The following is an 18,494-nucleotide window of genomic DNA, read 5'->3' on the forward strand; positions in this document are numbered from 1 at the left end:
ATTTGGACGGCGGAAGCCTGCTGGCGACGGATCCGTCAGTCTTTGCGGCCGCCGCCGAGCAATTCCTCGATGTCCTGCGCACAAACCGGCCTGCTGAAATGATAGCCCTGCATTTCGTCGCAATTGTTCCTGCGCAGGAAAGCAACCTGATCATCTGTCTCAACGCCCTCGGCGATGACCCTCAGCTTGAGATTTTGCCCCAATGAAATCACCGCGCTGGCCACAGCCTGATCGTTCTCGTCGGCGGCGAGATCCTTGATGAAGGACTTGTCGATCTTTAGCCGCGCCACGGGAAAGGTCTTGAGTGCGCTGAGGCTGGAATAGCCGGTGCCGAAATCATCGATCGAGATCTGGACACCCAGGCTTTGCAGGGCGTTCATGGTGGCGACCGCCAGCTCGATATCCTGCATGATAAGGCTCTCGGTCACCTCCAGCTCGAGATACCTGGCCTCCAGGCCGCTGTCCTTCAGCGCGCTGACGATGCGATCGATCAGGTTGCGCTCCCTGAATTGCCGCGCCGACACATTCACGCAAACGGTCAAGGGCGGCAGTCCTGCGTCTTGCCAGGCTTTGTTCTGCCGGCACGCCTCATGCAGAACCCAGTCGCCGATCGGTACGATCAGACCTGTCTCCTCGGCGGTCGGGATGAACATCGTCGGCATTACCATGCCAAGCGTTGGGTGGTTCCAGCGTATCAGCGCCTCGACCGCAAAAACCCGACCTGACCGAAGGTCCACCTGCGGTTGGTAGAGCAGCGTGAATTCCGAACGCGCCAAGGCGTTTCGCAACTCTTCCTGAAGCAGGAATTTTTCATGCGCCCTGGTGTTGAACTCGGGAGCGTAAAACTGGAAATTATCGCGGCCGAACTCCTTGGCGCGATACATGGCCGCGTCGGCATTTGCCAGCAGCGTATCGGGATCCGTCCCATCCTTGGGATAGTTGGCAATGCCGATGCTGGCCGTCGCCCGCACAAGATGCGCTCCGAGCCGAACCGGCTCGGCGAGTGCAGCCCTGAGCTTTTGCAAGGTCTCGGAAACGAGATCGACGTTCGCCGGCTGGTCGAAAAGCACGACGACGAATTCGTCGCCGCCAAGCCGCACGACGGTATCGGTCGCCCGGACGCAGTCGACCATGCGACTTGCGACGGTCTTCAGGAGCTCGTCGCCGGCATTGTGGCCGAGCGTGTCGTTGACGAATTTGAAATTGTCTAGATCAATGAACACCACTGTCACCCAGCGATCGTATCGCTGGGCGTACAAGACCGCCTGTGAAAGCCGGTCCTCCAACAAGGCGCGATTGGGAAGCCCGGTCAGCACGTCATGATTGGCCATGAAGTGGATCCGGTCTTCGGCCTGTTTGCGTTCGATGGCGATCCCGGCGATGCGCGTGGTGAAATCGATGAGGCGGGTCTCGGCCTCGGTCGGCTCGCGCACCGTCATAGAATACATCGCAAAGACGCCGAGCACGGCGCCCTGATGCGACAGGATCGGCGTCGACCAGCATGAACGCAAACCGTGTGGCCGCGCGAGTTCGCGATAGTCCTGCCAAAGCGGATCCTGCATGATATCAGCGACAATCACCGGCTCGCGCCGATAGACTGCGGTACCGCAAGACCCTGCCCTTGGGCCTACCGCGGCGCCGTCGACGGCGTCGGTGTAGTCTCTCGCCAGGCTCGGCGCGGCGGCGTGGCGCAAGTGGCTGCCATCCTTGTCGAGCAGCAAGACCGAACCGAATATCCCCGCCAGTTGGGACTCGACCAGACGCATGAGCCGCTCGAGCACGTCTTCGAGGGGAGCGCTCTTTGCGATCATCTCGAGGATATGCGCCTGCCCGTCGCGAAGGATTTCGGCCTGCTTGCGCGCAGTGATGTCACGGGCAATGCCGACGAGGCCGAAAATGTTGTTCTGAACGTTGCGCAACGGCAGTTTCGTAGACAGGAACCATTTGCCGGTGCCTGACGCATCGACGACGAACTCCTCCTCGTCGATCATCGGTTGTCCGTCGCGCATCAGTTGCTGCTCGACGAGGCGAAATTTCTGCGCAAGATCCGGCGCGTGAAGGTCGAAGTCGCTCAGACCGATCATGTCGCTCGTGCTGTCTCGACCGCTGTCGGACGCAATGGCTCGGTTGGCGACGACGAAGCGGCTTTCGGTGTCCTTCACCCACATGTAGTCAGGCACCAGGTCGATGAGCGTCTGCAAGGAGATACGCTCGTCGACGACCAAGCGGTTGGCGCTGAGCTCGCTGATGTCCTCATGCGTGGCCACCCAGCCGCCGTCAGGCATCGGCTGATGGCAGACCTGAATTGTCCGGCCATCGGCGAGCTCGGCTGTCCAGTTCCCCGAAGCCGTGCCCGAATTGACTGCCCGGGCCAACGCCAGATAAGCGTCCGCATTCATTGCCGAGGTTCCGACAGCGACGCGCCGCTCGACGATTTCGCGCAGCGCCGCACCCGGCTGCAATTGCTCCGGGGCAAGGCGATAGATTTCCGCGTAGCGTCGATTGCACAGGATCAGCCGTTCACCGGCATCAAAGAAACAGATGCCTTGCGAGATGTTCTCTATCGCGGTCTGGAACCGCAGTGCCTGGTCCTGAAGTGCCGCAATCGTGGCGCGAAGCTCGCACTCGAGGGCCTCATATGAGGCAGTCGCCAGTTGTGCCAGCGTCGTCAAATTTGCGGATTCGGGCGCGTCGGCGGTTTGCCTGGATGACTTCGTGGCCAAACACAATTCCTCCCGCTGATGCTTGAGGCAAGCAAAGGAGGCTCGCCTTCAACCCAAAAGCGACTGCATATTGGTCCGGATATACTAATGGCAGGTGAACCTGGCTCAACGCCGACGCGACCGGCACGGCAACGGAAACCGTGGCCGGTCGCGGTTGCCGTAAGCCCTGAGGCTTAGTCCATATGCGCGGCAGGCGCCCCACCGGCGGGCGGCGCAGCCTTTGGCTTGCGCAGCAGGAAAACAAACGGGACAGCAAGCAGCGTCATCATCATCAGCAGCTTGAAGTCATTGACGTAGGAGATCATCATCGCCTGGACATTGACCATGCGATCCATCAGCGACAGCGCCGTCGGATCGCCGCCCGCCGCTGCCGGCGATGCCGCCCAGAGGTTGGGATTGAACGGATTGATGTAGGCCGAAAGCTCGGCATGGTTGATCTGCGTGTTGCGTACCAGCAGAACCGTCACCACCGATACGCCGATCGACGAGCCAAGATTGCGCACCAGGCTGAACAGCGCCGTTGCATCGGTGCGGAAACGTGCGTCGAGCGTGGCGAAAGCCACGGTGGACAGCGGCACGAACACCATTCCCATTCCAAGGCCCTGGATGACGCCGGAACTGAGGATAAGCCAGTTGTCCATCTGCGGCGAAAAGCTCGACATCGTGTAGAGCGATTGCGCGGTCAGCAGGAAGCCGATGACGACGAGGATCCTGGCATCGATCCTGTGCATGATCCGCCCGACGAACAGCATCGCGATCATCGTGCCGACACCGCGCGGGCCCAAGACGATGCCTATGGTGAGGGTCGGATAACCGAAGATGGTCGACAGCATTGGCGGCAGCAGCGACATGCTCGCCAGGATGAGCACGCCCATGACAAAGATGAACGCGAGCCCGGTGACGAAATTGCGATCGAGAAAGATCTTCGGGTCGATAAAGGGGTGCTCCGCCGTCAACGTGTGGATGGTGAATACCCAGAAACCGGTGATGGAAAGACCAAGCTCGATCCATATCTCGATCGAGGAAAACCAGTCGACCTCGCCGCCGCGATCGAGCATCAGCTGCAGCGCGCCGACACCGAGCGAGAGCATGGTGAAGCCGAAGAAATCGAAGCTGCGCACTCGCCGGGCGACGCTGGGAAGATATGCCGCCATGCCGAGGAAGGCGATGATGCCGACCGGCAGGTTGATGAAGAACACCCAGCGCCAGTTGAAATTTTCGGTCAGCCAGCCACCCAGCGTCGGGCCAAGGATCGGTCCCAGCATGATGCCGGCGCCCCAGATGGCCATGGCCTGGCCGTGGCGTTCCCTGGGGTTGATGTCGAGCAGGAAGGTCTGCGACAGCGGCACGATGGCCGCACCGAACACGCCTTGCATGAGCCGGAACAAAACGATGGTCTCAAGGCTCCAGGCGATGCCGCACAGCATTGAAAAGACGGTGAAACCGACCACGGCCGTCAGGAACAGCTCCTTGCGACCGAAGCGGTCGGCCAGCCAACCGGTCACCGGCGTCATGATCGCCGCGGCAACGATGTAGGAGGTCAACACCCAGTTGATGTTGTCGGGGGAGGCGCCGAGATCGCCGGTCATGGTCGGCAGCGCAACGTTGGCGATCGTCGTGTCGAGCGCCTGCATGATCGTCGCAAGCATGAGCGCAACTGTGATCAAGCCGCGGTGCGGTACTTCGCGAAAGGGTTCTGGGCTGCTCATGACGTAAAACTTCCAGCAGGTAACAAAAACGTGTACATTAGGTTTCCGGACGGCGAGGCCCCGCTGTAGAGAGACCCTCATCGCGGTGGGATGCGAGCATCGATGTGGGGGTTACATCGACTGAGCGTCTCGACAAAGCGGGCGCCTGCCGCCCGGAAACCTGAGGACCGAAGATCCTGCGCGACGTTGTCTGCTCAGGCAGGCTACAGCGCAGCCCGTCTACGCATTCAACTTTTCCTGCGCCTCCCTCGGACCAATCCTGCATCATCTGTTTGCTATGCGGCCGCTACCAGGCCTCTTTACCTGGCCTCGCCTGCCGTGGCGCGGCGGAAAATGCTCGGCAGCCCACGGGAAACGCCGGTGTCCACCGTGACGGTCGCGCTCATGCCGGTGCGCAGCGCCGCCTTGGCGTCGGCATCAGTCAATTCCAGGCGGACCGGAATGCGCTGCGTGACCTTGACCCAGTTGCCGGTAGCGTTCTGCGCGGGCAGCAGCGAGAACTCGGCGCCGGTGCCGGCGCCGATCGCCTTGACGGTGGCTTCGAACGTCTTGCCCGGATAAGTATCGACCATGATCTCGGCCTTCTGGCCGGGTTTCATGTTGGTGAGCTGGGTTTCCTTGAAATTGGCGTCGACCCAGGTGTCGCCGGTCTCGACCAGCGAAAACAGCGGCGTGCCCGAACCGACATACTGGCCGACCTTGAACGAAGCGGCCTGGCTGATGATGCCGTCGGCAGGTGCCTTGACCGTGGTCTGGACCAGATCGTAGGCCGCCTTGTCGCGTGCGGCGAGCGCCGCCATTACCGTTGGATGCTTGTCGGTCTCGATGTCGGGATTGCCGCCAAGTGCCGCCTTGGCGCTGACGATCCCTTGCTGGGCCACGGCCAGCTGCTGCTTCGCCTTGTCGAGGTCGTTCTTGGCTTCGTCCAGAGACGACTTGGCGTTGATGCCCTTCTGGGCAAGGTCGGCGGCGCGGTCATATTGCGACTGCGCGTACTGGACCTGGCTTTCGTCGGACTTCTCCTGCGCCAGCGCCTGGCTGTAGGCCGCACGCAACTGCTCGACATTGAGCCGTGCGCCGGCCACCGCCGCGTCGGCCTGGGCCAATGCGATCCGGTAGGGCTCGGGATCGATAGCGAACAACACGTCGCCCTGCTTGACAGACTGGTTGTCGAAAATGTCGACCTGAACGATGCGGCCCGCCGTATCGGCGGCTATCGACACCTTGGCCTGCTGCAGATTGGCGTTCTCGGTCTCCTGATAGCGGCCGCCGGTCACCCAGACATAGCTGCCGCCGGCGATCAACGCAGCGGGCAGCACAAACATCAAAAGGAAGCGGCCGGCACGGCGCTTCTGCTTCGGCGCCACCGGCGCCGGAGCTATCTGCGGAGCGACCGTTACCGGAGCTGCCGCCGGCTTCGCGGGAGCTTCCATCTCCAGCTTGGCCGCATTCTCATCTAGTTTGGCTACCGCGTTCATGCTGCTGTGCCTTCCGTATTCTTCACTTTTTCCGAGGGCGGCGCCTCACCATCTGCAAGATTCTGCACCATTGTCTCCAGCGCCCTGACCAGGACGCGGCGATCTTCCGGCGAAACGCCAACGAGCGATTCCTCATAGACCTCGCCGGCAAGGCTCTTGACGTGGGTGTAAGCCGCGTTTGCCTTGGCGGTCGGGAAAATCATGCGCACTCGCCTGTCGGTTGCGTCGGGACGGCGCTCGATCCAGCCGCCCTCCTCCATGCGATCGACAAGACGCGAGACGCTGATCGGCTCGATTTCGAGAAGCTCGGCAAGCCGCGCCTGCGCGACACCCGCCTCCTTGGCGACGCGGACCAGAAGCCGCCATTGCGCCGAAGAAAGGCCGAAACCACTGGCGCGCGCTTCGAAGCGCTTGCGCATCAGGCGCTGTACGTCGTGGATCAAAAAGCCCAATCTGTCGATGCCGTCGGAAACCATGAGCGACATATATAATAAGCGTGCTTATAATTCAAGGAGCCGGATTGTGCCAGAAGCCGGCGAGTGTGCATGGCAGTCGGTGCAGGGCGATCGTGGTTAGCAATTTATTACGCCGGGCGCTTGTGACGCGAAGCGATGCGGTTCTCGAGCGGCGCCCCGGATGAGCTGAGCCTGGATGCAGCACTTGTGACGGCGCCCTCGGGCGAACGCTTCTTCAGCATATCGGCGTGCTACATCGGCCCCCTCGACGAAGGTCAGCAAATCATTCAACCTCTGAGAGAGTATGGCACGCCAGTTGAGCGCCGGATTGCTCCTGTCCCCTATCTTCAAGTCCAATCGGCCGGGGACAGCCTCTTTCGGCGCGGGCGGCGCTACTACTGGAAGGCGCGCTTCATGCGCGAAATCACAGATCAGGCGATCGATACCATGCTTGCGGCTTACATGACTGCACCCAGCGAATCGCTTCTGGTCCTGCAGCAGGTTGGCGGCGCCATCTCGCGAGTACCGATGGACGGAACGCCCTACGCCAATCGGGATGCGCTTTACGATTGCTTCCCGATATCGATCTGGGACTACCCGTCTGACGACGAAACGCACATCCGATGGGCGCGCGACCTGTGGGATGCAATGAGACCGTTCTCGACCGGCGGCGTCTATGCGAATAATCTCGGCGAAGAAGGCACTGATCGGGTTCTGGCGGCTTACGGCGAGAATTATCCGAGGTTGGCCGCACTAAAGAACAAGTATGATCCCACCAATTTCTTTCGCTTGAACCAAAACATTAAGCCTGCGACCTGAGCGACCGCCCCAGGCCGATGCTCGAAATTCTGCGGCGCTGCTACAGCTCCAAATTCCAGTTCTGGCCGACCAGATCCTTGCCGAAGGAATGGTGGCGCTCCTCGTTGGTCAATTTAAAGCCCGCAGCCTCATAGATGTGGCGGGCGGCGGCGAGCACGTCGTTGGTCCACAGCGTCAGTGTCCTGTAACCCGTGGCGCGGCAGAAGCCGATACATTCCTCGACCAGCCGCTTGCCGATGCCGAGGCCGCGCGCCGACGGCTCGACATAGAGCAGGCGCAACTTCGCCACCGCGTCCGACTGGCGCACGACGAAGACCGAGCCGACGACCTCCCCTTCCCGCTCGGCGATCCAGCTGCGTTCCCATTTCGGATCGAAGAATTTGACGAAGGCACCGAGGATTTCGGCGACCAGCGCTTCATAGGTTTCGTCCCAGCCATATTCCTGCGCGTAGAGCAGGCCCTGGCGATGAATGATCCAGCCGATGTCGCCGACTTGCAGAGGCCGCAGCATATAGGGAATTTTGGGCTCGGCGCTTCCGCCCAGCAAACGCTGCACCGTCTGCATGGCCTTGACCAGCCTGTCCTGTTCGGCAACCGAAAGCCGTTCGAGCAAAGCCGCGACCTGGTCGTGCGAACCCTGGTTCAGCGGCGCGAAGGCCTGCCGCCCGGCCTTGGTCAGCGCGATCGACGAGCGCCGTGCATCCGCCTCGATCGTGGCGCGCTCGACCAGGTCACGCTCCTCGAACTTCTTCAGCAGCCGGCTGAGATAACCGGCATCGAGGCCGAGATCGCGCGCAAGGTCGGTGGCGGTCAGGCCATCGCGATGCGCCAGCTCATAGAGCACCCGCGCCTCGGTCAGCGAGAAGGTGCTTTTCAGCAGCCCTTCGTCGAGCAGCCCGATCTGGCGGGTGTAGAAGCGGTTGAAGGCCCGCACCGCGTCGATCCGCTCCTTGCCTGGGTGATGATGAATGGTCATGGCATCCTCCTCCCGGCAAGATCAGCGATTTAGTTGACTTGGTCAAGTATCCGTTTGAAGCAATTGTCCTGATTATGCCCAGCGGGCGCCTTGACTCGCGCGAGTTGCCAGCCTATTTCAGCGCCACGTTAGCACTCCCCCAAGATGAGTGCTAACCACATGTCCGGCGCCGCCGGACGGAGGAACTGTTCTCACCATTCTCATCGAGGAATAAAAAATGGCAAAGTCGAAGTTCCGCCCGCTTCATGACCGCGTGGTCGTTCGTCGGGTCGAATCCGAATCCAAGACCGCGGGCGGGATCATCATCCCCGATACGGCTAAGGAAAAGCCGCAGGAAGGCGAGATCATCGCCGTCGGTTCCGGCGCCCGCGACGAAGCCGGCAAGCTCGTCCCGCTGGACGTCAAGGCCGGCGACCGCATCCTGTTCGGCAAGTGGTCGGGCACCGAAGTCAAGCTCAATGGCGAAGACCTTCTGATCATGAAGGAATCCGACATCATGGGCATCATCGGCTGAATATCGGCCTCACCCTCATTTAAATCTTCGGGCTCAATCCAAGCCCCTGCCAGGAGCTAAAAATGGCTGCCAAAGACGTAAAATTCTCCCGCGACGCTCGTGAGCGCATGCTGCGCGGCGTCAACATCCTCGCCGACGCGGTGAAGGTCACGCTCGGCCCCAAGGGCCGCAACGTCGTCATCGACAAGTCGTTCGGCGCACCGCGCATCACCAAGGACGGCGTCACCGTCGCCAAGGAAATCGAGCTTGAGGACAAGTTCGAAAACATGGGCGCGCAGATGGTCCGCGAAGTTGCTTCGAAGACCAACGACATCGCCGGCGACGGCACCACCACCGCGACCGTTCTGGCACAGTCGATCGTCCAGGAAGGCCACAAGTCGGTTGCCGCCGGCATGAACCCGATGGACCTCAAGCGCGGCATCGACCTCGCCGTCGCCGACGTCGTCGCGACGCTGATTAAGAACGCCAAGAAGATCAAGACCTCGGAAGAGGTTGCCCAGGTCGGCACCATCGCCGGCAATGGCGACGTGTCGGTCGGCTCGATGATCGCGGAAGCGATGCAGAAGGTCGGCAATGAGGGCGTCATCACCGTCGAGGAAGCAAAGACCGCCGAGACCGAGCTTGAAGTCGTTGAAGGCATGCAGTTCGACCGCGGCTATCTCTCGCCCTACTTCGTCACCAACGCCGAGAAGATGGTTGCGGATCTGGAAGACGCCTACATTCTTCTCCACGAGAAGAAGCTCTCCAATCTGCAGGCCATGCTGCCGATCCTCGAGGCCGTCGTGCAGACCTCGAAGCCGCTGGTCATCATCTCGGAAGATGTCGAAGGCGAGGCCCTGGCCACGCTGGTCGTCAACAAGCTGCGCGGTGGCCTGAAAATCGCCGCCGTCAAGGCGCCGGGCTTTGGTGATCGCCGCAAGGCCATGCTGGAAGACATCGCCATCCTCACCGGTGGCCAGGTCATTTCCGAAGACCTCGGCATCAAGCTCGAGAATGTCGGCCTGAACATGCTCGGCCGCGCCAAGAAGGTGTCGATCTCCAAGGAGAACACCACCATCGTCGACGGCGCCGGCAAGAAGGCCGAAATCCAGGGCCGCGTCGCCCAGATCAAGCAGCAGATCGAGGAGACCACCTCGGACTACGACAAGGAGAAGCTGCAGGAACGTCTCGCCAAGCTGGCGGGCGGCGTTGCCGTCATCCGCGTCGGCGGTGCGACCGAAGTGGAAGTCAAGGAAAAGAAGGACCGCGTCGATGACGCCCTCAACGCGACCCGCGCGGCCGTCGAAGAAGGCATCGTTCCCGGCGGCGGCGTCGCACTGCTGCGCGCTTCGCTGAGCATCAAGGCAACCGGCGCCAACTCCGACCAGGCCGCCGGCATCAACATCGTGCGCCGCGCGCTGCAGGCTCCGGCCCGCCAGATCGCGGCCAACGCCGGTGCGGAAGCATCGATCGTTGCCGGCAAGATCCTTGAGAACAAGGGGGCAACCTTCGGCTACAACGCCCAGACCGGCGAATATGGCGACATGATCGCCATGGGTATCGTCGATCCGGTCAAGGTTGTGCGCACGGCTCTGCAGGACGCGGCCTCGGTCGCCGGCCTGCTGGTCACCACCGAAGCCATGATCGCGGAGGCTCCGAAGAAGGAGTCGGCTGGCGGCGGCATGCCTGGCGGCATGGGCGGCGGCGGCATGGGCGGCATGGGTGGCATGGATTTCTAATCCAGCCAATCTCGCAAGCTTTCGGAAAGGGCGGCAGCGATGCCGCCCTTTTTGTTTGCTTCATAGCGGGCTGCCCCGGCTCAAGCGGCGATATCAATGCACCGCGGCAGTGGCACTCTTGGCCGGCAAAGCGCCCTCAATCAGCGCCGCGACCTCATCGGCTACCGCCAGCACCGGGGCGCGGTCGTGGGTGGCGCGTGCGATCACCATCAGCCCTTCCAGCGATGATTCGACCAGCAGTGCCAGCGCATGCGCGCGGCGCTCGGGCACCCCTGCCCCGACGAAGGCCGCCCTGAGCAAGCCTATCCATTGCTCGAAGGCGGAGCGGCACAACTCGGCCAGTTCCGGCATGTCGATCGGCGAGTCCAACACCACGGGCGCGATCGGGCAACCGAGCGTGAACCGATTGTCTTCCAGCATGCGCGCGACCGACTGGTAGATGTGGTGGACGGCCACCGCCGGGTCCTTTTCGGCTGCAAGGGCCTCGCCCAGCCTTTTCGAGACGTCCTCGACGCTGTCGCGCGTCACCTCGATGACCAACTGGTCCTTGCCGCCCGGAAAATGAAAATAGAGCGAGCCTCTCGGCGCGCCTGAGGCGCTCAATATGTCGTTGAGCGAAGTGCCGTGATAGCCGCGCTGCCGAAGCAGGCGCCCCGTGGTCTCGAGTATGCGGGTACGGGTGTCGTTCGCCATGTCAACCTCTGTCAGGAGTGAGCATTATAGACCTTGCCTCGAATATGACAATCGGTCTACATAATATGTAGATCAGTCTACATATCGAGAGGCAAATGCGCAGCTATCGTCTTGAAGGAACCTGCGGGACCAAGTGCCTGGTGATGCGCGACGAGGCGCAGCCGACGCCGAAGCCGCACGAGATCGTCGTGCGTGTCCGCGCCACCGCGCTCAACCGCCGCGATACGATGATCCTCAACGGCACCTACCCGCTGGCGCCGCGCCAAGGCGTTATCCCGCTGAGCGACGGCGCCGGCGAAGTCGTTGCCGTCGGCGAGGCCGTCACCCGCTTTGCCGTCGGCGACCGCGTCACCGGCAGTTATTTTGCGCGCTGGATCGATGGCCGCATCAATGCCGGTCTGATCGACCAGCTTGGCTGCACGCTGGACGGGATGCTGGCCGAATACGCCGTGCTCGACGAGCAATGGGCGGTGCGGCTTCCCGATCATCTCGACTGGCATCAAGCGGCGACACTAACCTGCGCCGGCCTGACCGCCTGGAATGCCGTGACGGCGGCCGAAATGCCGAAGCCCGGCCAATGGGTTCTTGTCATCGGTTCAGGTGGCGTCGCGCTATTTGCGCTGCAATTCGCCAAGCTGCTCGGCTGCCGTGTCGTGGCAGTCAGCTCGCGCAACGAGAAGCTGGACCGGCTGCAGGCGCTGGGCGCCGACCTCGTCGTCTCGACCGCCGACATGCCGGAATGGGGTGCTGCGGTACGAGAGCAGACCGGCGGCATCGACCTCGTCGTCGAGACCGGCGGCCCGCCGACCTTCGCGCAGTCGATGATCGCCTGCGCGCTTTACGGGCGCATCGTGCTTCTCACCATACAGGATGCGAAAGGCGGGACGGTGCAGATCCCCGGCCCGGTCTACCAGCGCAGCCTCGCCACCATCAGCCGCCTGTTCGTCGGCAATCGCACCAACCTCGAAGCCATGCTGCGCGCCATCTCGGTGCATCGGCTTAAGCCTGTCATCGACAAGGTGTTCGCCTTCGACAAGGCCAACGACGCCTATCGCTATTTCCAGCAAGGCGACGTCTTCGGGAAAGTGGTCGTCGACAGCGCCTGACTGGTCCGCCCCAAAATCTGATCGACCCCTCAAATCAAAGGAGAGGCACAATGACCATTATGACCATTCGTGAAGCAGAGGCCCAATGGCAGGGATCGTTGAAGGAAGGTTCGGGCCGGCTGAAGCTCGGCAGCGGCGTCTTCGAAGGCGCCTACTCGTTCCCGTCGCGTTTCGAGAACGGTCCCGGCACCAACCCCGAGGAATTGATTGCGGCGGCGCATGCCGGCTGCTTCTCGATGGCGCTGAGCGCCGTCCTCGGCCGCGAAGGTTACACTCCCGCGCGCATCCACACGATCGCGAAAGCACATCTCGGCGCCACCGCGGCCGGACCGGCGCTGACCCGCATCGAGCTGGAGACTGAGGCAAGCGTCGCCGGGCTGGCGGCGGCGGAGTTCGAGCGGCTGGCGCAGATCGCCAAGGAGAGCTGCCTGGTATCGCGGGCGCTGGCCGGCGTCGCCGTAATCACGCTCAAGGCCCGCCTCGTCGAAACCGCTACCGATCACTGAAGGGAAGGAATATCCAATGACACCGGAACTCGTCATCGACATCGCCGCGGCCAAACGCTCCGCCGAAACGGCCGAGATCATGCGGCGCTACAACGACGTCTTCCAGCGCCACGACCCGTCGGCGCTCGACGATCTGGTGGCGGAAGATTGCGTGATCGAGAACACCACGCCGGCCCCGGACGGCGCCCGCCGCATCGGCAAGGGCGCCTGCGTCGAACTGTGGTCGGCGATCGCAACCGGACCCGGCACGCGCTTCGACATTGAAGAAACTTTCGTCGCCGGTGATCGGGCGACGATCCGCTGGCGCTACTGGATGGCCGACGGCAATTCGCTGCGCGGCGTCAACCTGATGCGCGTGGCGGACGGGCAGATTGTCGAGGCCATGGGCTATGTGAAGGGATAGATTTGCGCTGCCCGCGACCTTCCTGTCTACCGGTCCGCCAGCGCCAGTTTGGCGCCGAGCATGACAAAGGCTCCGGCGAAGGTACGGCGCATCCAGGTCAGCACCTTTGGCCGCGACACGACATGGCTGCGGATTGACGCCGCGAAAACGCCGTAGCCGACAAAGACCACGAAGGTGAGCAGCATGAAGACGCTGCTGAGCTCCAGCATCTGCGACAGCGCATGCGGCTCGGTGGTGCTGACGAATTGCGGGAGGAAGGCAAAGAAGAAGATCGACAGCTTCGGATTGAGGATGTTGATGAGGATGCCCGAAGTGATCACCTTGCCGGCCGAGCGCGGCGCAACATTTTCTTCGACGCTCAGGCCACCCTTCTCCTTCAGCGTGTTCCAGGCCATGTAGAGCAGGTAGGCGACGCCGAGATATTTCAGCGTCTCGAAGGCGACGGCACTGGTATGCAGCAGCGCCGCGAGGCCGGTGATGGCGGCCGCCATGTGCGGAATAATGCCGAGCGTGCAGCCGAAAGCGGCAATGATGCTGGCGCGCGCACCACGCGAAAGCCCGGCGCTCAGCGTATAGAGAACGCCGGTGCCGGGCGAAGCCACGACAATCAGCGACGTCAACAGAAATTCGATGCTCACGGATGGTCTCCCGGTGCTGGCCCTGCCGCCGGCAGCGTAATCAGCGAAACGTGCGGGCACAAGCCAACCTGAGAGCCTATGCGCATTCAGATCATGCTGTTGGCGTGCAGCTTGCTATCGGCAATAGGCTGCCGAACTTCCCAGTGTTCGACCAGCTTGCTGTCCTTCAGCCTGAAAATGTCGACAATGGCCAGGCCCTCCTCCTCCGGTTCGCGTTTTGCGTGCATGTGCACGATGACGAAATCCCCTTCGGCAAAAATCCGCTTCACCTCTCCCCTTACGAGGGGAAATGACTGTTTGAGCTGCTGCAGATAGGCTTTGAAGCCGTCCGCACCATCCGCAATGTTCGGATTGTGTTGGATGTAGCGTTCGCCAAAATGCGTCGAAGCAGCTTCGATGTTGCCTTGGTTTACTGCTTTGTCGATGAAGTCCAGGACGATCGCCTTGTTGGTCTCGAGCGAATTATGGATCTTGGCTGGAACTGGATTTGATGGTTCGTCACGCATGTTTTGCTCCTTCCCGTGCCTGCTTCTGCCCGGTGTGGACAGGAGCGTCCGCAGGCCGACATTGCCAACATGATCTGTTGCGATTGTGAGATGGTCGATACGCTATTCGCCTAGATTCTTATCCAATCGTCTAATAGCGTCGTCCTATTCATCGTTGGAGGATGGTTCTCATGGACGCCTTGTCCGAAGTTCTTGCTTCGCTGAGATTTGGCAGCGCCATGATCGGCAGCGCGACCCTGCATCGGCCATGGGGTATTTCGGTGGATCCGACAAGGAATGCCGCCATCCACGTCATACAGAACGGCGAATGCTGGCTGCGGTTAGCCGGTGAAAGGGAGCTGATCCGCTTAGGCGAGGGAGATGTCATCCTTGTCGCGAGCGATATCGGGCATGCCCTTTGCAATCCGGCGGATGCACCGACGGCATCGATATCCGCCGTCCTTTCCGCGAATCGGAGCGGAGCGGAACCGAAAAGCGAAAGCGGCGCGACAACTCTTCTTTGTGCGAGATATTCACTCGACGGCGTCGGGCCATACCCGATGGTTTCGCTGCTTCCTCCGCTGATCCATTTGACCCGAAATCAGATTGGCACCAGCGAGCCGCTGCGGCTTGCCCTGGAACTTCTGCAGGTCGAAGCGAAAGGCGATCTCGGCGGCCACGACATTGTCGCCCCACGCCTTCTCGACAGCACGTTGATCTTCTTGTTGCGTGCCTGGATCGAACATCAGCCACTCGGAACAGGGGGATGGTTTGGCGCCTTGCGCGACAAAGGCATTGCGCAGGCTTTGCGCCTGATCCACGAGCGGCCGGGCAATCCCTGGACCATCGCTTCCCTTGCCAGCGGCGCAGCACAGTCCCGGGCCACCTTCGCGCGTCGCTTCGCTCAACTGGTAGGACAGCCGCCGCTATCCTATGTGACCCGGTGGCGGATGAACCTTGCCGCCAGGGCGCTGCGGGAAACGAACCAGAACATCGGCGAGATCGGGCGCGCCGTCGGATATGAATCGGTGCCGTCGTTCTCGCAGGCATTCAAACGATTGACCGGACGATCGCCCGGCCTCTACCGCAGCGACTTTCGCGCATCTGATTGACGAAATTCAAACTGGGACGCCAGCCCGAGGGCCGTCATTCAAGCGTCGGCAGACCGTGAGCCCGACGCGCGATCAGGCAGTCGTCATCGCCCGGCATGCAGGCGCGGCAGACGTCGGGGCGGATGTCGTAGATGCCGCAGGCCGTTGACTTGCCGACCTCGCCGCACAGTGCCGAACAGCGCGCGCCGTCGCAGCGCATACCGGCTTCGTCGGCAGCCACGTATTTTTGCGGGATAAGGTCGAGCTGCGCGTCATCCTCGGTGGAGAAGCGCGGCCATCTGGACGAGTAGGCGCAGCAGGCGCCACAGGTCTGGCAATCGAAGGCAACCGGACCGGCGCCCTCTCGTGGCGACGAAAACTCCTCTGCGACCGCCAGGGCAAGCAGCCTTGGCGCAGATTTCCGGCCGGCATTTTGCTGCAAGGACGCTATTTCTTCTTGGGCTTGCGCGGCGGTGCTTCCGCCGGCGACCTGAACAGATCGGTGCCCGCCTCGGCGGCTTCGCCGGTTTTTGGCGCGGCCGCCGGCTTGGCCGGCTTCACGGCGGCAGCAGGCGCTGCCGGCTGGCCCTTGGCGGAAAACTTGATTGCCATATCAATCCTCGTCAGAGAAACGCGATGATGGCGCATTCGGATTGCGAAGGCGGCCGATGAGCGCCGAAACGGCCGTGATGTTCATTTCTTCGGGCGACCAGTTCCTGGCTTCCTCGATGTGCCGGGGCGCCAGTTCGCGATGCGTGCTGCCGCTGTAGGCAGCATCCGGATAGGTCACGCGCTCGTGCGTCTTGGCGTTTTCCCGGACATATTCGATCAGATAATTGGGGCATTCGGCGCGGCCGCGCACGCCGAGCCGCACCTGAGCATCGCCGTGGACACGCCGGCAGCGCTCAAGCTTTTCGAGCACGCGCCGGACATATTCGACCGGCTTGTCTAGTTCACCCACGACATCGGCGATGGTCGAATCGGCGGCGATCGCCTTTTGAGGCACGCGTTTGGTGGCCATCAGCGTTTGCCTGCGCGTTTTGGCGAGGCTGCGAGCGCAACCGCCGCCGCCATGTCGTCGGCTTCCTTCTCCAGGCGCAATTCGCGCAGCCGCGCGGTCTTGGCTTCGCGGGCCTGGCTGACGGCATCCCGTTCGGAATTGATGCGGTCGAGCGACATCGACTGGGTCCGCGTCTTGCTGAAAATGGATTCGGCCTGGTCGCGGGGTTTTTTTGAAGTTGCGGTCAAGGTCTTTCTCCCGGTTCGGAGCACGCCGCCGAAAAGTGGCGAGACTGGTCTTTCGGCCAGGATCCCGCACAAAGCAATACGGCAGCCGGTTTCAAATTGCTGGAACGTCCTTAGAGACCGTTTGGAAATTCTACTCTGACGGCCATCTGATGGGGTTTTCTGCGCTTCCGGTGCTCACGGACCCAAATGTCCGCTGCGCTCCGGTTCTCGAAACCACCACCATATGACTCGCCGGAGAGAATTTCGAAACAGCCTCTTAGCACGTCCGGGCCGTCGAGCAGCGCTCTTTCGGCGGTCGAAGCGCAAAAATGAAAAAGGCCAGGCACCGCCTGACCTCCCATGAGAACGCCTGCGCATCCCGAGAGACGCGCAAGGGAACGTTCTTCTCATGCGCATGAGCGGGGACTTAACCTCCCCGCCACCATGCGCTGGAATTTGCCATTCACCGGTGCCAGTACATCCGTGGTCACCGGTGAGGCTTAATTCCGTTTTAGGCCGCCTTCAACTGGTCGGCGGACATCTTGCCCGACTTGTTGTCGCGGACCATCTCGTAGCCAAGCTTCTGGCCCTCGACGATGTCGCGCATTCCGGCGCGCTCGACGGCTGAGATGTGGACGAAAACGTCGGCAGAACCGTCGTCAGGCTGAATAAAACCAAAACCCTTGGTGGCGTTGAACCATTTAACTGTGCCTGTGCTCATAACGAACCCTTTCCATGGCAAATATTCGTTCGTCGTCATGCGGATGCACAACAACGTTTGTCTCGATTTTGATGGGGGAAGTTCGCCAAAGGCGCGCCTAAGCACGCGGATAACAAAAGTCGGTCAAACAAATATCGACAAAATTCTTATAGACTTCTTTGCGCGTTGTGTCAATTTTTTTGATTTGCCACACTCGCGGAGACGCGCGGCGGCGGCCCGCGCCAGCACATCGGACGGCGAAAGCCGGGCTATTGCCCGCCGAAAAAACCAATCAGCCGGGAACCATTTTGGCGCCGGGGCATTTTTTTCGGTGTCGAAAGCCGTTCTCGAAAGAGCGATCTTGAGAAAAGGCGGACGACAAACAGGACGCCCCCCGCGCAGATAAAAGGCACGAGGGGCGTTCCTGTGATGCGACCATTCGCGCCGCTGCACCCTGCCCCTCACAGCATGGCCCGGCTGAGCCCGCCATCCACCGGCAAAGCCACGCCGGTGATATAGGCGGCGTCGTCGCTGGCCAGGAACGCGGCAACCGCGCCGAATTCGGCGGGGGTCCCGTAGCGCTTTGCCGGGATTTCGGCCTGACTCTCGGCGGCGATCACAGCAGCGTCGACACCCCTGTCGGCGGCGTCCATCGCGTCGAACTGTTTCGTCCGGTCCGTCGCAAAACGGCCAGGCAGCAACAGGTTGACGGTGACGCCGTCCGCCGCCACTTCGCCGGCCAGGGTCTTGGCCCAGCCGGCAAGCGACGCGCGCAACGCATTCGAAGCGGTGAGGCCGGGGATCGGCTCGCGGACGGACGTGGAGGAAACGGCGATGATGCGCCCCCAGCGCCGCGCCCGCATGCCTCGCAGGAAAGAAATGGCGATACGCATCTGGCTCAGCACCATGCTGGTGAACTGCTTCTCCCAGGCGCTCGCATCGAAGACGCTGGCCGCGAAGGGCGGCGGGCCGCCGCCATTGAGCAGGACGATGTCGATCCGCTGATGCTCGTCCTCGATGGCACGGATCAGCCGGGAGACGCTGTCGTTATCGGAAAGATCGGCGCTGAAGGTCGAGCAGACGGGGCCGGCGGACTCGATCGCGCGCCGCGCCGCATCCAGGGTCTCCTCCCCTCGTCCGACCAGGATGATCTCGGCGCCTTTCGCCGCGAGCGCTTCGGCGACGCCGAAACCCAGGCCCTTGCCTCCGCCGAGAACCAGCGCCTTCCGCCCCTCAAGATTTGCGCTAATCAA

General features: G+C 61.9%; 21 protein-coding genes. 7 read left to right on the forward strand and 14 right to left on the reverse strand.

Features of this window, described 5'->3' with window-relative positions:
• Positions 1-35 precede the first annotated feature (35 nt).
• The 4 genes from NKH93_RS19210 to NKH93_RS19225 all read right to left on the reverse strand — a co-directional run bounded on the left by NKH93_RS19210 (position 36) and on the right by NKH93_RS19225 (position 6,386).
• Positions 36-2,723 carry an EAL domain-containing protein gene (locus NKH93_RS19210; RefSeq protein WP_352971414.1) on the reverse strand — a complete coding sequence of 896 codons (2,688 nt, stop codon included), beginning with the start codon at positions 2,721-2,723 and terminating at the stop codon, positions 36-38.
• Between the two features lie 173 nt (positions 2,724-2,896).
• A complete protein-coding gene (locus tag NKH93_RS19215; protein ID WP_352474508.1) occupies positions 2,897-4,432 on the reverse strand; it encodes a DHA2 family efflux MFS transporter permease subunit in 1,536 nt (511 codons plus the stop codon).
• Positions 4,433-4,731: 299 nt separating this feature from the next.
• Positions 4,732-5,910, reverse strand: a complete 1,179-nt coding sequence (locus NKH93_RS19220; RefSeq protein ID WP_352474507.1) for an HlyD family secretion protein — start codon at positions 5,908-5,910, stop codon at positions 4,732-4,734.
• Positions 5,907-6,386, reverse strand: a complete 480-nt coding sequence (locus NKH93_RS19225) for a MarR family winged helix-turn-helix transcriptional regulator (protein ID WP_352474535.1) — start codon at positions 6,384-6,386, stop codon at positions 5,907-5,909. Before NKH93_RS19225 ends, NKH93_RS19220 begins: the two co-directional genes overlap by 4 nt.
• 135 nt (positions 6,387-6,521) lie before the next feature.
• Between NKH93_RS19225 and NKH93_RS19230 the strand changes: the two genes are divergently transcribed.
• On the forward strand, positions 6,522-7,184 hold the full coding sequence (locus tag NKH93_RS19230) for an FAD-binding oxidoreductase (RefSeq protein WP_352971417.1): 663 nt from the start codon (positions 6,522-6,524) through the stop codon (positions 7,182-7,184).
• A gap of 40 nt (positions 7,185-7,224) precedes the next feature.
• On the opposite strand, the gene NKH93_RS19235 is transcribed toward NKH93_RS19230, so the two are convergent.
• On the reverse strand, positions 7,225-8,160 hold the full coding sequence (locus NKH93_RS19235; protein WP_352971419.1) for a bifunctional helix-turn-helix transcriptional regulator/GNAT family N-acetyltransferase: 936 nt from the start codon (positions 8,158-8,160) through the stop codon (positions 7,225-7,227).
• Between the two features lie 217 nt (positions 8,161-8,377).
• Here NKH93_RS19235 and groES point away from each other — a divergent pair, with 217 nt between their 5' ends.
• Both groES and groL read left to right on the forward strand, forming a co-directional pair.
• Entirely contained in the window at positions 8,378-8,674 is a 297-nt protein-coding gene (groES, locus tag NKH93_RS19240) for a co-chaperone GroES (protein ID WP_006203049.1), read from the forward strand.
• Between the two features lie 62 nt (positions 8,675-8,736).
• Complete coding sequence (gene groL, locus NKH93_RS19245) at positions 8,737-10,392, forward strand: chaperonin GroEL (RefSeq protein ID WP_352541606.1); 1,656 nt, start codon at positions 8,737-8,739, stop codon at positions 10,390-10,392.
• Between the two features lie 93 nt (positions 10,393-10,485).
• Here groL and NKH93_RS19250 read toward each other — a convergent pair whose 3' ends face one another.
• A complete protein-coding gene (locus NKH93_RS19250) occupies positions 10,486-11,085 on the reverse strand; it encodes a TetR/AcrR family transcriptional regulator (RefSeq protein WP_352472669.1) in 600 nt (199 codons plus the stop codon).
• Positions 11,086-11,180: 95 nt separating this feature from the next.
• Here NKH93_RS19250 and NKH93_RS19255 point away from each other — a divergent pair, with 95 nt between their 5' ends.
• The 3 genes from NKH93_RS19255 to NKH93_RS19265 are packed head-to-tail and all read left to right on the forward strand — an operon-like array spanning position 11,181 to position 13,100.
• Positions 11,181-12,191: a zinc-dependent alcohol dehydrogenase family protein gene (locus tag NKH93_RS19255; RefSeq protein ID WP_352472668.1), complete on the forward strand. Its 1,011-nt coding sequence runs from the start codon at positions 11,181-11,183 to the stop codon at positions 12,189-12,191.
• A gap of 59 nt (positions 12,192-12,250) precedes the next feature.
• Positions 12,251-12,697, forward strand: coding sequence for an OsmC family protein (locus NKH93_RS19260; protein ID WP_352971503.1), 447 nt, complete (start codon positions 12,251-12,253; stop codon positions 12,695-12,697).
• Between the two features lie 16 nt (positions 12,698-12,713).
• Entirely contained in the window at positions 12,714-13,100 is a 387-nt protein-coding gene (locus tag NKH93_RS19265; RefSeq protein ID WP_352971422.1) for a nuclear transport factor 2 family protein, read from the forward strand.
• Positions 13,101-13,126: 26 nt separating this feature from the next.
• On the opposite strand, the gene NKH93_RS19270 is transcribed toward NKH93_RS19265, so the two are convergent.
• Entirely contained in the window at positions 13,127-13,738 is a 612-nt protein-coding gene (locus NKH93_RS19270; RefSeq protein WP_352578272.1) for a LysE family translocator, read from the reverse strand.
• A gap of 86 nt (positions 13,739-13,824) precedes the next feature.
• Positions 13,825-14,244 carry a nuclear transport factor 2 family protein gene (locus tag NKH93_RS19275; RefSeq protein ID WP_352971427.1) on the reverse strand — a complete coding sequence of 140 codons (420 nt, stop codon included), beginning with the start codon at positions 14,242-14,244 and terminating at the stop codon, positions 13,825-13,827.
• A gap of 170 nt (positions 14,245-14,414) precedes the next feature.
• On the opposite strand from NKH93_RS19275, the gene NKH93_RS19280 reads away from it, so the two are divergent.
• On the forward strand, positions 14,415-15,335 hold the full coding sequence (locus NKH93_RS19280; RefSeq protein ID WP_352971429.1) for an AraC family transcriptional regulator: 921 nt from the start codon (positions 14,415-14,417) through the stop codon (positions 15,333-15,335).
• Between the two features lie 34 nt (positions 15,336-15,369).
• Here NKH93_RS19280 and NKH93_RS19285 read toward each other — a convergent pair whose 3' ends face one another.
• From NKH93_RS19285 to NKH93_RS19310, 6 genes are all read right to left on the reverse strand, one after another.
• Complete coding sequence (locus tag NKH93_RS19285; protein ID WP_352685019.1) at positions 15,370-15,711, reverse strand: YkgJ family cysteine cluster protein; 342 nt, start codon at positions 15,709-15,711, stop codon at positions 15,370-15,372.
• 50 nt (positions 15,712-15,761) lie between these two features.
• Positions 15,762-15,926 (reverse strand): hypothetical protein, encoded by a 165-nt coding sequence (locus NKH93_RS19290; RefSeq protein WP_023722752.1) that lies wholly within the window; start codon positions 15,924-15,926, stop codon positions 15,762-15,764.
• 1 nt (position 15,927) lies between these two features.
• On the reverse strand, positions 15,928-16,335 hold the full coding sequence (locus NKH93_RS19295) for a hypothetical protein (RefSeq protein WP_352472663.1): 408 nt from the start codon (positions 16,333-16,335) through the stop codon (positions 15,928-15,930).
• On the reverse strand, positions 16,335-16,562 hold the full coding sequence (locus tag NKH93_RS19300) for a hypothetical protein (protein WP_023677608.1): 228 nt from the start codon (positions 16,560-16,562) through the stop codon (positions 16,335-16,337). Before NKH93_RS19300 ends, NKH93_RS19295 begins: the two co-directional genes overlap by 1 nt.
• A 490-nt stretch (positions 16,563-17,052) precedes the next feature.
• Entirely contained in the window at positions 17,053-17,262 is a 210-nt protein-coding gene (locus NKH93_RS19305) for a cold-shock protein (protein ID WP_010915421.1), read from the reverse strand.
• A gap of 440 nt (positions 17,263-17,702) precedes the next feature.
• Positions 17,703-18,494: an SDR family oxidoreductase gene (locus NKH93_RS19310; protein ID WP_352971431.1), complete on the reverse strand. Its 792-nt coding sequence runs from the start codon at positions 18,492-18,494 to the stop codon at positions 17,703-17,705.

Origin of the sequence: Mesorhizobium sp. M0954 (assembly GCF_040319155.1) — a bacterium.
Taxonomy (GTDB): Bacteria; Pseudomonadota; Alphaproteobacteria; order Rhizobiales; family Rhizobiaceae; genus Mesorhizobium.

Bases quoted from the DNA above. Each gene is read 5' to 3' on its own strand.
- NKH93_RS19215 (WP_352474508.1), bottom strand. From the start codon at position 4,432: ATGAGCAGCCCAGAACCCTTTCGCGAAGTACCGCACCGCGGCTTGATC.
- NKH93_RS19220 (WP_352474507.1), bottom strand. From the start codon at position 5,910: ATGAACGCGGTAGCCAAACTAGATGAGAATGCGGCCAAGCTGGAGATG.
- NKH93_RS19225 (WP_352474535.1), bottom strand. From the start codon at position 6,386: ATGGTTTCCGACGGCATCGACAGATTGGGCTTTTTGATCCACGACGTA.
- NKH93_RS19230 (WP_352971417.1), top strand. From the start codon at position 6,522: ATGCGGTTCTCGAGCGGCGCCCCGGATGAGCTGAGCCTGGATGCAGCA.
- NKH93_RS19235 (WP_352971419.1), bottom strand. From the start codon at position 8,160: ATGACCATTCATCATCACCCAGGCAAGGAGCGGATCGACGCGGTGCGG.
- groES (WP_006203049.1), top strand. From the start codon at position 8,378: ATGGCAAAGTCGAAGTTCCGCCCGCTTCATGACCGCGTGGTCGTTCGT.
- groL (WP_352541606.1), top strand. From the start codon at position 8,737: ATGGCTGCCAAAGACGTAAAATTCTCCCGCGACGCTCGTGAGCGCATG.
- NKH93_RS19250 (WP_352472669.1), bottom strand. From the start codon at position 11,085: ATGGCGAACGACACCCGTACCCGCATACTCGAGACCACGGGGCGCCTG.
- NKH93_RS19255 (WP_352472668.1), top strand. From the start codon at position 11,181: ATGCGCAGCTATCGTCTTGAAGGAACCTGCGGGACCAAGTGCCTGGTG.
- NKH93_RS19260 (WP_352971503.1), top strand. From the start codon at position 12,251: ATGACCATTCGTGAAGCAGAGGCCCAATGGCAGGGATCGTTGAAGGAA.
- NKH93_RS19265 (WP_352971422.1), top strand. From the start codon at position 12,714: ATGACACCGGAACTCGTCATCGACATCGCCGCGGCCAAACGCTCCGCC.
- NKH93_RS19275 (WP_352971427.1), bottom strand. From the start codon at position 14,244: ATGCGTGACGAACCATCAAATCCAGTTCCAGCCAAGATCCATAATTCG.
- NKH93_RS19280 (WP_352971429.1), top strand. From the start codon at position 14,415: ATGGACGCCTTGTCCGAAGTTCTTGCTTCGCTGAGATTTGGCAGCGCC.
- NKH93_RS19290 (WP_023722752.1), bottom strand. From the start codon at position 15,926: ATGGCAATCAAGTTTTCCGCCAAGGGCCAGCCGGCAGCGCCTGCTGCC.
- NKH93_RS19295 (WP_352472663.1), bottom strand. From the start codon at position 16,335: ATGGCCACCAAACGCGTGCCTCAAAAGGCGATCGCCGCCGATTCGACC.
- NKH93_RS19305 (WP_010915421.1), bottom strand. From the start codon at position 17,262: ATGAGCACAGGCACAGTTAAATGGTTCAACGCCACCAAGGGTTTTGGT.